Origin of the sequence: Legionella busanensis, from assembly GCF_900461525.1 — a bacterium.
In the GTDB taxonomy this organism is placed as follows: domain Bacteria; phylum Pseudomonadota; class Gammaproteobacteria; order Legionellales; family Legionellaceae; genus Legionella_C; species Legionella_C busanensis.
Map to the genome: position 1 here is coordinate 26,095 of NZ_UGOD01000002.1, position 12,966 is coordinate 39,060.

Sequence of the window (12,966 nt, forward strand, 5' to 3'; positions counted from 1 at the left end):
CAATATTTAATTGGCATACAACCATTGTTATCACACCCATTATGTAAAAAATAATCCAGGCTATTAAAATCCATCGATGATCTGGCAATATTTTGATGGCTCCTTGGAAGTGCCGTGTTGCCCCATGCTTATTCGCATAGGTTTATTTGTATCATCGATTTATGCTGAACTTGCCTGACATCCTTGTCTCATATCGTTTTTTATTTAGCTAATGCAGATAAATAGTCCAAAACCCAATACATTTTTTTATTAAGTTCAGCAAAATCAATAGATAGTAAGTGTGATACCTCCTGAATGTAATTTCCAGGCTTTAGATCGTTAGGGCAATTATTAATCATATTTTGAACCAGTTCTTTGGTCATTTCCATATGAAATTGAAGTGCATATACTCGATCACCATATCGAATTGCTTGTCGTGGACATCCGTTGCTTGCAGCTAATAATATGGCGCCAGCAGGAATAGCTGGCATGTCATTATGCCAATGCATTACATCAAATATTTTTGGGAAAAAACCAAAAATTGGATCTTGTTCACCTTCGTTTGTGAGCTGAACAGGGAAAATACCTATTTCTTTATTTGGACTAGGTTCTGTTTTAGCACCTAAACTTTCAGTGATTAGTTGTGCACCTAAACAAATGCCCAATACTGTTTTTTTGTTATTGATAGCTTGTTGAATCAAAGCAACTTCGTCTCGTAAATAAGGATATTTATCCAATTCCATTGTGCTTTGTGGACCACCCATAATGATAAGAAAGTCTATTTCAGAGAGATCTGGTAGCTTTTCTCCCTTATAAGTATGAGTAAAATTAATCTGATACCCTCTTTCAATTGCCCAGCTCATAATCGCGCCGGGGTTTTCAAAGGGTGCATGTTGGATAAGCTGTATCTGCATTATACACCTACATTTATAGAGTTAGCACCCATAAGTCGTCTTAGCTCTTCAAGTGACTCACCTACTAACGGTTTAAGTGGATGGCGTGGAACACCTGCATTCAAACCTCTAAGAATAAGACCTGCCTTCACTGTAGTTGCCAATCCTCTGTTCACAATAAAACGCAGTAAAGGCAACATTGAATAAAACAATTTGCGGGATTCCTGCAAGTTTCCCATTGCCACCGTCTCATATAAGGCTGCTGGTTGCGTATCAATTAAATTCGGCGCAGCGCTACACCAGCCTATCGCACCGGCAGCCAGAGCCTCTAGGGCCAAGGTATTACTACCATTATAAAATGGTATTTCACCATCGCTTTCATAAAAGAGGGTATGCATCCGTTGAATATCGCCGGAGCTCTCCTTTATCATGGTAATATTATCTATTTCTCGTGCCAACTTGAGTAACAAAGCCGGAGACATATCTAAACCACTAGTAGAGGGATTATTGTAGACCATTATTGGTAAAGAAGTTTTTTCTGCAATCGCTGCAAAATAATCATATATTTCTTGTTCGCTTAATTTCCAATAGGAAATAGGAATTATCATGAGAGCATCAGCGCCTATTTTTTCAGCATATTGAGCTTTACGGATTGCAGCAGACGTTGTTAGCTCACTTATTCCAATAATGACAGGAATATAGTTTGCGACTTTTTGAACACCCTTGAGAGCAACGAATTGCCACTCCTCCTCACTCAGATAAGCACTTTCACCAGTACTTCCCAAAAAACTGATAGCAGAAGGAGCTGTTAAAAGTAAATGATCTGTCACTTGATCGAAAGCTTCTAAATCGAGGCTATTATCATCTTTCGAAAAGGGAGTAACAGCATAGGCAATGATTCCGTTAGGTGGGTTAAACATTATTGTTATTTCCTATAGTTAAATGACTCTCTTCGCGAATTGCCAGACAGCCAAGATTTTGCAGCATAGGCGCATTTTCACATGCCAGATATTTTGCCGATTTTTGGCTATCTTGATTCACATGGTGATGCCATGCCCAAACAGGGATATAAATTGCATCGCCTTTTTCCCATTCCACATAAATGTCTTCAATGACACTGTAGCCTTTACCCTCCAATACAAACAATATCGTCTCATAAGTATGGCGATGACGATTTGAACGCCCATCAGGATCTAAGCTTCCAATTGTTATGCTTATAGCATGGGAAGGTAAATCCACAAAGTGTACCGGATGTTTACGTTCTGCTGAATAATTCGTATTTTTGCCATTGCCCTCCACATTTTGGTGCTTTAATTTTTCGGCTAATTCCACAACAATTGTTGGTGGCGTTTTATCAAAATCTGCAGAATGAAATTTTTTCATGACAGACATGCTCTCCCCTCTACTGGTATTAAAGAACTAAAGTATAAAAATAAACTGTTTGCTATTTCTAATACTTTAGACCTATATTGCTATAGGTTAAACTTATGATGAGATTAAACAGATGGAATTACGGCATTTGCGCTATTTACTTGCTGTCTATGAACAACGAAATTTTACAAGAGCATCTGAGTTATTGTATGTTTCACAGCCTACCTTATCGCAACAAATACGCGATCTTGAAGAGGAGCTCGGATGTTTGTTATTTCATCGAGAATACCACCAGCTTATTCCCACTGATGCAGCGGAAATTGCCTGTAACTATGCAAAAGAAGCTCTTGGAGTTGTGCAAGAATTAAAGAATAGCTTACTAGAAATGCAAGGCCTTCGACGCGGGTGTCTAAAACTTGGCGTCATACAAACATTCAATGCTTTTTATCTTTCAGAAATTCTCAGTCAATTCTTGGAAAAATGGCCTGAAATTGACATCGAAGTCGAAGAGCTAGCTAACAACGACATTAGCAAGGCAATTCTTGCTGGTCGTCTACATCTGGGAATCGGTTTTACTGCTTCTGATAATCGTATGCATAAGCATAAACTCTATGATGAAGATATTTTGATTGCATGCAACACAAGACATCGTTTTGCACAGTATTCTGAAATAAACATTCAAGAGCTAGCAGATGAAATGTTTTTAACCTTGCCGCAACAATTTAACATTCGTCAATGGGTTGATGAGTTAATGGCGAAGCATCGAGCTGTTCCTCGACGAATTATTGAATTTAACACCATCATTGCCATTCTTGGCGCCTTACATAAAATTAATGGTGTTGCCATTCTACCTGCAGTTACTAAACGCGCTTTGCCAAATAAAGGATTGCATTTTGCACGCCTTCTACCTGCACTACCAATGCGCAGTGTTAGTTTGCATCGTCTGCCTAGCAGCAATTGTATTCCCTTAGTAAGTGCTTTTGAACAACATTTACTGCTAAGTTTTAAGTAGCTGGAGGTTCTTTTGGTTTTTAATGTAATAAGCCATACCATCCACTGATCAGGTAAATTTAACACCATTTAAGCGGTTGATGCGAATCATTTTCTAAAATAATTAGTTCAAGGGGCTCTGTTGCAAAAAATTTTCTACTTTTTGAAAGTGGAATTTTAAAGTTAATTATTAGCTATTTTTTCTCTTAAAGTGGTAATTTAATTAACTGGTTTATATCTCTTCAGTTTTATCAGTGGCAAATATTTTTTTGATTCTTACTAAATTAACTTTTTTGCAACATATATGAACCATCCGTGCGCCAAGATAAGCCTAACTGGTCTTGCAGGTGAAAGTCCTGTCATAGAAGGAGAACCGATTCCACTATGTAGCGAGTCTTGCGTCATTGTAGGTAACGAAAATGACGAAGCGTAGACAGCGAAACTGGCGAGCCAAAACCCGTTAAGGGTGAACGGTAGATAACCTCGAAATCATACATAGGTGAGAGCAGATAGGTTGGATGGCCTAGCAAGCAATAGATGGTCTGCAGCAACTAAATCGGGATGCAAACTATCTCTCCCCGGGGTCGAAGACGTTAGCGAGCCAGTAGAGATGAGTTGAGGAACTTGGGAAGTCCATGAGTTTCTACAAGGATTGTAGTACATGAAGTTCAAGTGGCGGTCCCACAAGGCTTCAAGGAAGGACTTATGGATGGCGGAGTCAGCTGTAGTAGTGAGGAAGCGAGTAATGATCGTGGAGCAAAGAGCTGACAGATAGTGATAGCGTGATAGAGACACTTATGACCGTACCAACAGATGACGGACAACAAAAGACAACGAAACTTGAACGCATAGGTAAGCGGGCAAAATTTAAGAAAGATACTGTGTTCAATAACATTGGACATGCAGTTGATCTGGATTTGCTCTGCGAATGTTACCGAGAGCTGGACGGAAAGAAAGCTGTTGGTATAGATGGTGTCAACAAAGAGTTCTATGGGAGAAATCTAGAGGAGCGCTTGCAAGATCTTCTAGCACGAATTCATAGAAACGCATACAAGCCTCAAGCTACACGGTTGGTTGAAATACCGAAAGAAGACGGAAGCAGTAGGCCACTGGCGATTGCTTGTTTTGAAGACAAGATTGTACAGAAGGCAGTATCGAAGATACTAACTGAGGTATTTGAACCACAATTTCTTCCTTGTTCTTATGGATACAGGACAGGCACAAATGGGCATGAGGCGTTGCGCGCTTTGATGAAGTACAGCAATCAGAATCTGGATGGAGCAACACTGGAAATAGACCTCAGTAAGTACTTCAACTCGATACCGCATGCAAACTTGCAGGGTATCTTGCGAGAAAAGATTACAGATAAGCGTTTCCTGAAACTGGTAGAGAGACTAATTCGAGCACCTGTAATGGTGAACGGAAAAGCAGAGCTCAATAGGGTCGGTTGTCCTCAAGGTTCAATTATTTCGCCAATCTTATCGAATATTTATCTGCATGATGTGATAGATAGCTGGTTTGCAGAAATTAGCAATAGTCACCTAAAGGGAAGAGCAGATATGGTAAGGCTTGCAGATGATATGGTGTTTGTATTTCAGTTTAAGCAAGAGGCGGAAAGATTCTACAAGGTATTACCCAAACGATTAGAGAAATTTGGACTGAAACTACACGAAGATAAATCAAGTCTAATTCAGTCTGGAAGCAAGGCAGCAAAAGAAGCGGACAAAAGAGGAGAGCGTATACCCACATACAAGTTCCTTGGATTTGTATGTTACTGGGGTAAAGGCCGAAATGGCCGGTGGCGCTTAAAATACAAAAGTCGGTCAGACCGTTTTGTAGGAAAACTCAATGGGCTTCGAAAATACCTCAAGGATAGTCTCAATCAAGAAACACACCAGGTGCTAGGATTGTTATTGGGTGGGTCAATTATCACGCTATTTCCGATAACCAACGGCAAGTAAGTGCATTCATTTTATTAAGCAAACGCGCCTTATTCAGCTGGATAAACCGAAAGGGTGGAAATAGAAACATGAACTGGTCGAAGTTCGGAAACCTTATGAAAAGAATAAACTACCCCCATAACTTCAAGACTACATCGATGTTCGTAACTTGCTGAAATGGCACTATCGGGAGCCGGATGCGGGAAATCTGCAAGTCCAATTCTGAGAAGGGGTTCACTGGGGTGACCTGGTGGATCTACTTAACCTTATTGCAAGCTAATTTATAACGATGAAATAGGTTTTTAAGTTGCAGTCATCTATTCAGCGTCGAAACGAAGCTTGCGCTCTGATGTAAAATCCGCACTCTTTGTCCTCATCAGCGCCGTGGCATCAACGTACCGTGTTGCAAAGCAGGGTTTCAAAGAGTTGGTCTAACCTATCAACCATCATTAAAATTAACTAAAGCAAACTGGTGATACTTATTATTATGTTAATTTTGGCTGCTAACTATTGAGTATTAAGCAGCTGCCTTTTGTTGATTGCTATTAAATTCATGACCTGTTTTTAATAGCGACCAAATGATTCGTGCATTTTTATTAGCTAAAGCCACAGCTGCTTTATTAAGACTAAGCGTCTCTTTTTTGCGAGTTAACCATTCGCCATATTGACTATCCCTGTTTTTGCACCGACAATGTGCTGCTCTTGCACCGTGGATTAATAAAGTACGTAGATACCTATCCCCACGTTTACTAATACCCAGTAACAATTGTTTATTACCGCTCAATGATTGCCTTGGAACCAACCCTAACCAGGCAGCCATATGGCGCCCATTTTTAAACGCATTGGCATTGGGGACAGCGGCAACCATGGCGGTGGCAGTTACTTCACCAATACCAGGTATAGATAGAAGACGTCTGCACTGGTCGTTCTCTTTGCAAATCAGTTTCACTTTCTTTTCTATTTTTTTGAGCCTTTCTTCCAGCTCGATTAATTCATCATAAAGGTCTTGCATTAGCTCGCGTGATGAGGCGGTTAATTCATTACCCCTATCGTCAATGATTGCGCGTAAGTGACTTTTAACTTTTAATGCTTCTTGTGGAATTGCTATGCCATATTCTAAATTTAATCCTCTGATTTCATTGATTAATGCTGTCCTATTCTTAACTAATCGATTGCGTACTCGATGTAACGATTGAATATCTTGTTGCTCTACTTGCTTAATCGGTACAAAGTGCATCGATGGACGACTTGCCGCCTCAACAATCCCCTCTGCATCATTGGCATCATTCTTATTCGTTTTCACAAAAGGCTTTACAAATTGTGGGCTAATTAATTTTACACAATGGCCATAACGCTGAAATACACGAGCCCAATAATTAGCGCCACCGCAAGATTCCATAACAATAGTACATAACGGTAAATTAGCGATGTAAGCCGACAATTTTTCTCGACCAATTCGTTGCTTTAATACCCGTTTGCCTGAACTATCAATACCATGTAATTGAAAAATAGTCTTGGCTATATCGATGCCTAATACGTTAATATTCATTCGAATCTCCCATCCAGTTTCAAATTTACCAATTCGAATACTAAGCTGCTAACAACACGTTGCCAACTTAGTGGGTGGGATGGTTCATTTGTATATTGAAATTATCTTTTCATAAAGTGAAGAGAGGTCCATTAGAATTGATCATTGTATTGGACCGGATGGAGGTACTGAGGGTTCATTTGAGGATAATGCCTCGTAATGTAGTCGTAGTACTCCATCCTATTTTTTGTTAGCTCCGAACAGATGTGAGGGGATAGTGCCCCGTATTATCGCAAGTGTGGAGAAACAGCTTTCAAGTATACAACAGAGTAATCTAAATGAATAAAAAAATAGTGGCAATTGATGTAGCAAAATCTGAATTAGTTATTTACTCGGAAGGTAACTATACCACCATAGCGAATGAAATGACCGCCATTAGGCATTTTTTTGCTCCCTATAAGCATAAACAAATAACTTTATGTGCTTTTGAGGCAACAGGAGGCTATGAGAAAAAACTAATTGATTGTTATGAGGAGCTGCGCTTACCTTATCGCATGCTGCACGCAAATCATATTAGGGCTTATGCTAAAGCATTAGGTATTCTTGCTAAAACAGACAAACTTGATGCAAAAGTTATCCATGATTATGCCATGGCTGTTTCCGTAGACGCTGTAAGCTCAAAAAATGAAAACCAAGATATTAGTGACTTGTTAAATCGGCGAGAGCAACTTACTGCTATGCGTATTGAAGAGTCAAATCGATTAGAAACGATGACCAATAAAGTGCTTATTAAATCATTTAAAGCCCATATTAAATGGATTGAAAAACAAGTAGACACTATTGAAGCGCAATTAGTTGAGTGTGTAAACAGAAACGATTCAGTTAAGTTTTTATTTGAGCTCTATACCTCTATTCCAGGTATTGGGCTAATCACAGCGCTTCGACTAATAGCAGACTTACCCGAATTGCTTACACACACTGATAAGCAATTAGCAGCCTTAATAGGTATTGCACCCATGAATAACGATAGTGGTAAGATGCGTGGTTATCGTCGGATAATAGCAGGGAGAGCTAAAATTAGGCGCCTATTATACTTAGCGACTATCTCAGCAATAAAATGCAACCCACTGATTAAATCTTTTTATAATAAGCTCAAAAGCAAGGGTAAACCTGGAAAAGTAGCCATCATAGCAAGCTCAAGAAAGCTATTAACCGTCCTAAGAAGCAAAGCTCAAAATAAGATCCCTTGGGTCTCTATCTTTAGTTAAATAGCTTAAAAATACTTGTTTTGGAATACAGATGCTACATTAGAGCCATAACAACAGGTCGTCAACTCAGCAAGCAGGGTGTTTAATTACATTAGAGCTTAAATAAAATTAAATTGGAATATAAGTGCGATATTGGTGTTAAATAAGTTCTTTTATTCTTAATTTTTTTTATTCACAAATTCAAACCTATAGCTTAAGCTAGCTTTCATGTATTTTTTTAGACTTGCTTTATCCTTCTAAATAGTTTTGCATGAAAAAAGTATGCGGCTCTAGAGAGATTGATTTAAATTAAAGGAATAATTATGTTTACTAAAAAAGAAAAAATTTACGAGCATGTTCGTTCTCACTGTACCGAACTTAGCGCTGTAAATAGCAAGTTAGAAGCACTTCGGGAAAGAAAAAATAAAATAGAGCTTACGGCACAAGCAAATGGCTTAATGTCAAAGGATTATAAAAAGTTTTATCTTTTAGATAATTTTATAAAAAAGATTGATTCGTTAATGGAAAAATTTAATAACACAATGCCGAATAAACTAAAGGATAAAGAATTAGTTGAAATAAAAGGCCTACTTCTTAATATATGGAATGAAATTGGAAGTCTGCATGTAAACCAATTTATTACTTTATTCACGCCTAGAAATAATCAACGTCAAAATGTAAACAATTTTTTTCATCGCTCTACAACGTTATTAAGTGCCACTGCAGGAACTATTTTATTTGGCCCATTAGCAGGAGTCGGATTTTATTTTGGTGGTCACATTTTTAGTAATCTTACTCAATACATAACAGGCTTGTCGAGCACTACTCCTAAATCAGCAATTGATATGTTAGAACTTATTGCAGAAGTTACAACGTCAATCACTGGTATTGATAGGTCATTAAATGTGAAAGAGCAGTTTTTGGGGAAATCAACCTTTTCAAACCTTGAATGGATTGACGCAGAAAAAGTTGTGAAACCAGATACTATTTATTTACTGCATAACCGCCAATTAGACATATTAGAATGTATTACTTTAATAAAAGATAGAGAATATAGACTTAATTTAACAGATTATTTGAATGACGAAGAAAAGAAAATATTAAACTTGAGAAATTTACCCTCGCAAATGCCCACAGGTATGCCGCAGATCTTAGCTATTTTAGTTGCATTTGTTAGATTTGGTTATTCAAATTGCCTAAATCCCACGTCAGATATCGAAATAAATTTTACTCTAAATCTAAAATGAGAGATAGCGAGTACTGATTATTGGATGAAATTTGTTTTAAATATACAATAATTTAAGATGAGAAGCTGATACATGATTTAAGCAACTTAAGCCCTAGTCTCGCGCCTTTAAAAAATATCAAATTGCACTTGGTGTAATAGGTTGCAATCTTACAAAGGGTCGTTTAATAAGAGTTAGAGATTAAAAGTTTTATCGATATCTTTTATTAATTTTAATTTGACAAAATAAAAATTTGCGCAGTTAGAGTCAACGACTCAAATATCTTATATGAATACTAAGATTAACTTGCTATTAAACTATGAAAACATTAAATTTCCCTAAATGATAATTTCAAGAATCAGTTATGAAAGCAACTCTACTCTTACCTAATGACTATAGGAAAATAAAGCAATATATAATTGAACAAATTAATGCCTGGCAAATTTCAATTAATGATTATGAAGATAAATATAATAAGAATTATTTTAATAAGACAACTCTGCTTTATGCTTGGCATCAAGCCTTTGAACGAATAAATAGTTTTTTATTGTCCGATAAAAAAATTGATTGTTTTATCATCACTGATAATAATGAGGAATTACAAGGTATCGCATTTGGAGCGAAACGATATTATGGAAATGCGACAGATGCATTGTCTTTATTTGGTAGGCAAAAAATAATACCGTCTTACCATATACACGACATCTTAACAGCGCCATGGAATATCTTAGCTAGGGCCTTTAAAGAAACAGACGAAAACCTTCAGGATAAACACAAAAAAATAGGTACAGCTTTAATGAAATTGATAGTTACTCACGCTATGACAGAGGATGTTAAACAAATCGTAGCTGATATTGATGCTCCTTTTGATTCAGGGGAATTTTTTAGTAAATGTTTTTTCGAACAAATTACCCCTGTCCTGGGTTTGACTTACCAACTCTCTCAAAAAAATTTTTCTGAAGTTGTTAATAAACTTGAAATTAATAAGGAAGATTCGTGTAGTACTAAATATTCTACTTTCAATGTGATAGACGATTATCCTATTCATACTGAGTCATTAAATCTATAAAAGGCTTTCATGTCCTTAGTTGGTCAATGAATCGTTTTCAAAATCCCAATTAAACATTTGTAATGTGAAATAGTTGTTTAGGCTCTGTTGTCTTACACTGGCGTCTAAAAGCTGATGATTTAACATGCTTTTCCAGGTCCTTTTTATTATTGAATTTTCTTAAGATGAGTAACAGGAAATTGCCAGTAGACGTATTATTAGCGTTACGTAAAAAAGTAGTCTATGCGGTCGTGCATCATGGTATTAAAAAAACCGGGGCCGCAAAGTTATTCGGATTTAGCCTCACGTCAGTTGATCAAATATGTTCGAGAATTTGAGTTAAAGGGTGAGAGCAATTTTGACTATAGAAAATGTGGTATCAAGGAGTCAGCGCGGTGTTTTTTTTATCAGCAGTTCAAATTGAAGCCTTATTAAAGACTCTGCTAGCACATACGCCTGACGAGATTCGTCTTGATTATATTTTTGAGGGTAGGACCTATGGTCTTGTCAACCAAACGCCTGTTATAAAAAAGACAGGAAGTCGTTTTAAAGTTAATATGCTTGTAGCCATTAGTCTGCAGGGATTTATAAATTGGATGGTGTTTGAAAATAATTGTGACAGGATCAAATTTATCGAGTTCTTGGGTAGATTACGCCACCAGGTCAAACAGAAAGTGTTTTTGATTGTTGATAATCATCGATTGCATCATAGTAAAAAAGTACAACACTATGTTGAGACCTATAAACAGGAAATAGAAATTTTTTTTACCTCTCTATTGCCCAGAGTTAAATCTGCAAGAATTAGTCAATCAGCATGTCAAAGCGAATGCTTGCTTAGTGAAGCTGGCCCATTGTATAGATGACTTACTCATAAACATCCGACTTTACCTGATTGACTATAAATGTAGGCATAAATGGTTTCATGGGAGATAACGCATTGGCCTGCTGACCTTTTAAGTCAGCCTGCAATTTGTTGAGGTGACCAGCCTTCTTTTAAGCGCTCAATGACTACTGATTTTAGCCAAGGGTTTCTATCTAACTTATAGCCACGATGATATCTCTTGGCTAAATATTGTTGACAAGCCCAATCAGGGCGGTAGCCATGACGATTACTGTTACGTTCTAACTCCCTGTAGATTGTCGCTTTATGAAAGCCTAAGTAACTCGCGATTTCTGCTATCGATTTACCTGAAAAAATTCAATACGATCTTTTGTGCTTAAATGACGATAATGGTTTCCCATGCGAATACCTATCTACTTATTAGTCATAGTACTCTACAATAGCATTACTTATAACTGGTTCTTAAATAGAAATTCGCACTTAGAGGCTGAAATTACCTTAATTATCAGTCACACTTCAAGGAAGATTCTGGCAAATATTAGTAACTTCTTCAGGCGCAGTCTGATTAAAACTATTATCACCTTTTTTAGCTTTAGAGTCCTATTGTCATTTTATTTTCCTTTTTTTTAACTCCTAAATAAAAAATTTATGCACTGCCAAATCAATAATCAAACTTAATATTTGACAATGTGCAACAAACGAAAGTGTTGTTTAATTAATTGCTTATTTTTTGCCAGAGCGATAAAATTGGAACTAAATAGCAGCAAATTTAAGGCGTAATTATGTATCAGATACCTATCATTGAAATGGCTAAGTTAGGACAAACCGAAGCAATTATCGAATGGTTAAATACTTATACTCAAAAGAACGACCTTTTAAACATTGATGAAGAAGATGACGAAGGAAATTACGCTATTCTGATTGCAGCTCGTCGCAATGATTTAGAAACGCTCAAAATTTTGGTTGACCACGGTGCAAATCGTGATGTGGCTGATGTGTATGGGCGTAATGCCCTGTATTGGGCCAAAGAAAATGGCAATGCTGAGATGCAAGTTTTATTAAAAGCACCTGCAAAAAAAATGTCTGAAGATGAATCTATGACAACAGAAAATTCATCACCCTTTAAAACTATTTCAGAAAAACCTGAAGAAATTCAGTCAAATGTTGATAAAAGTGAGGGATTAGCTTTGTATGAGCCTCGATTTAAGTGCGTAAAAATACCCTCGAGTGACAACAGTACTGCTAGCCAACGAAGCCCCTTACAATTCCAAAGCATGTTTAGAAAGAGTGAGGACGATTATGCAGCCCAAGCGTCAGCTGGTTTTCTTGAAGACACGGCTGACGAAGAGCCTTTTTCATTAACTCTTTAATTTACTAATAATACCCAAGCTTTATTTTTGGCTCCAATGTAGCATCTGTATTCCAAAACAAGTATTTTTAAGCTATTTAACTAAGTATAGAGACCCAAGGGATCTTATTTTGAGCTTTGCTTCTTAGGACGGTTAATAGCTTTCTTGAGCTTGCTATGATGGCTACTTTTCCAGGTTTACCCTTGCTTTTCAGCTTATTATAAAAAGATTTAATCAGAGGGTTGCATTTTATTGCTGAGATAGTCGCTAAGTATAATAGGCGCCTAATTTTAGCTCTACCTGCTATTATCCGGCGATAACCACGCATCTTCCCACTATCGATGTTCATGGGCGCAATACCTATTAAGGCCGCTAATTGCTTATCGGTGTGTGTAAGCAATTGAGGTAAGTCTGCTATTAGTCGAAGCGCTGTGATTAGCCCAATACCGGGAATAGAGGTATAAAGCTCAAATAAAAACTTAACGGAATCGTTACTGTTTACATTCTCAACCACGAGTTTCGCACTTATCTAAAAAGGATTAAAATGTTATTGA

General features: G+C 37.2%; 13 protein-coding genes. 7 read left to right on the plus strand and 6 right to left on the minus strand.

Features of this window, described 5'->3' with window-relative positions; translation table 11 throughout:
* Positions 1–200 precede the first annotated feature (200 nt).
* The 3 genes from DYH30_RS15290 to DYH30_RS15300 are packed head-to-tail and all read right to left on the minus strand — an operon-like array spanning position 201 to position 2,264.
* On the minus strand, positions 201–893 hold the full coding sequence (locus DYH30_RS15290; RefSeq protein WP_115332632.1) for a homoserine O-acetyltransferase/O-succinyltransferase family protein: 693 nt from the start codon (positions 891–893) through the stop codon (positions 201–203).
* On the minus strand, positions 893–1,792 hold the full coding sequence (locus DYH30_RS15295) for a dihydrodipicolinate synthase family protein (RefSeq protein WP_115332633.1): 900 nt from the start codon (positions 1,790–1,792) through the stop codon (positions 893–895). Before DYH30_RS15295 ends, DYH30_RS15290 begins: the two co-directional genes overlap by 1 nt.
* Positions 1,785–2,264 carry a cupin domain-containing protein gene (locus tag DYH30_RS15300; RefSeq protein WP_115332634.1) on the minus strand — a complete coding sequence of 160 codons (480 nt, stop codon included), beginning with the start codon at positions 2,262–2,264 and terminating at the stop codon, positions 1,785–1,787. Before DYH30_RS15300 ends, DYH30_RS15295 begins: the two co-directional genes overlap by 8 nt.
* Positions 2,265–2,376: 112 nt before the next feature.
* On the opposite strand from DYH30_RS15300, the gene DYH30_RS15305 reads away from it, so the two are divergent.
* Positions 2,377–3,255: a LysR substrate-binding domain-containing protein gene (locus tag DYH30_RS15305; RefSeq protein ID WP_115332635.1), complete on the plus strand. Its 879-nt coding sequence runs from the start codon at positions 2,377–2,379 to the stop codon at positions 3,253–3,255.
* Between the two features lie 775 nt (positions 3,256–4,030).
* The gene (locus DYH30_RS15310) at positions 4,031–5,194 is read left to right on the plus strand and encodes a reverse transcriptase domain-containing protein (protein WP_242604733.1); all 1,164 of its coding nucleotides are present in this window, start codon (positions 4,031–4,033) and stop codon (positions 5,192–5,194) included.
* Positions 5,195–5,690: 496 nt separating this feature from the next.
* On the opposite strand, the gene DYH30_RS15315 is transcribed toward DYH30_RS15310, so the two are convergent.
* Positions 5,691–6,722, minus strand: coding sequence for an IS110 family RNA-guided transposase (locus DYH30_RS15315; protein WP_115332636.1), 1,032 nt, complete (start codon positions 6,720–6,722; stop codon positions 5,691–5,693).
* A gap of 317 nt (positions 6,723–7,039) precedes the next feature.
* Between DYH30_RS15315 and DYH30_RS15320 the strand changes: the two genes are divergently transcribed.
* The 4 genes from DYH30_RS15320 to DYH30_RS15335 all read left to right on the plus strand — a co-directional run bounded on the left by DYH30_RS15320 (position 7,040) and on the right by DYH30_RS15335 (position 11,085).
* Positions 7,040–7,969, plus strand: coding sequence for a transposase (locus DYH30_RS15320; protein ID WP_115332637.1), 930 nt, complete (start codon positions 7,040–7,042; stop codon positions 7,967–7,969).
* Positions 7,970–8,271: 302 nt separating this feature from the next.
* Positions 8,272–9,195, plus strand: coding sequence for a hypothetical protein (locus DYH30_RS15325; protein WP_115332638.1), 924 nt, complete (start codon positions 8,272–8,274; stop codon positions 9,193–9,195).
* A gap of 343 nt (positions 9,196–9,538) precedes the next feature.
* On the plus strand, positions 9,539–10,243 hold the full coding sequence (locus DYH30_RS15330; protein WP_115332639.1) for a hypothetical protein: 705 nt from the start codon (positions 9,539–9,541) through the stop codon (positions 10,241–10,243).
* 374 nt (positions 10,244–10,617) lie between these two features.
* Positions 10,618–11,085, plus strand: a complete 468-nt coding sequence (locus DYH30_RS15335; protein ID WP_160116227.1) for a transposase — start codon at positions 10,618–10,620, stop codon at positions 11,083–11,085.
* A gap of 95 nt (positions 11,086–11,180) precedes the next feature.
* Here DYH30_RS15335 and DYH30_RS18740 read toward each other — a convergent pair whose 3' ends face one another.
* Complete coding sequence (locus DYH30_RS18740; protein ID WP_115332702.1) at positions 11,181–11,420, minus strand: helix-turn-helix domain-containing protein; 240 nt, start codon at positions 11,418–11,420, stop codon at positions 11,181–11,183.
* 425 nt (positions 11,421–11,845) lie between these two features.
* Here DYH30_RS18740 and DYH30_RS15345 point away from each other — a divergent pair, with 425 nt between their 5' ends.
* The gene (locus tag DYH30_RS15345; protein ID WP_115332641.1) at positions 11,846–12,433 is read left to right on the plus strand and encodes an ankyrin repeat domain-containing protein; all 588 of its coding nucleotides are present in this window, start codon (positions 11,846–11,848) and stop codon (positions 12,431–12,433) included.
* 76 nt (positions 12,434–12,509) lie between these two features.
* On the opposite strand, the gene DYH30_RS15350 is transcribed toward DYH30_RS15345, so the two are convergent.
* Positions 12,510–12,926 carry a transposase gene (locus DYH30_RS15350; RefSeq protein ID WP_160116228.1) on the minus strand — a complete coding sequence of 139 codons (417 nt, stop codon included), beginning with the start codon at positions 12,924–12,926 and terminating at the stop codon, positions 12,510–12,512.
* Positions 12,927–12,966 lie beyond the last annotated feature (40 nt).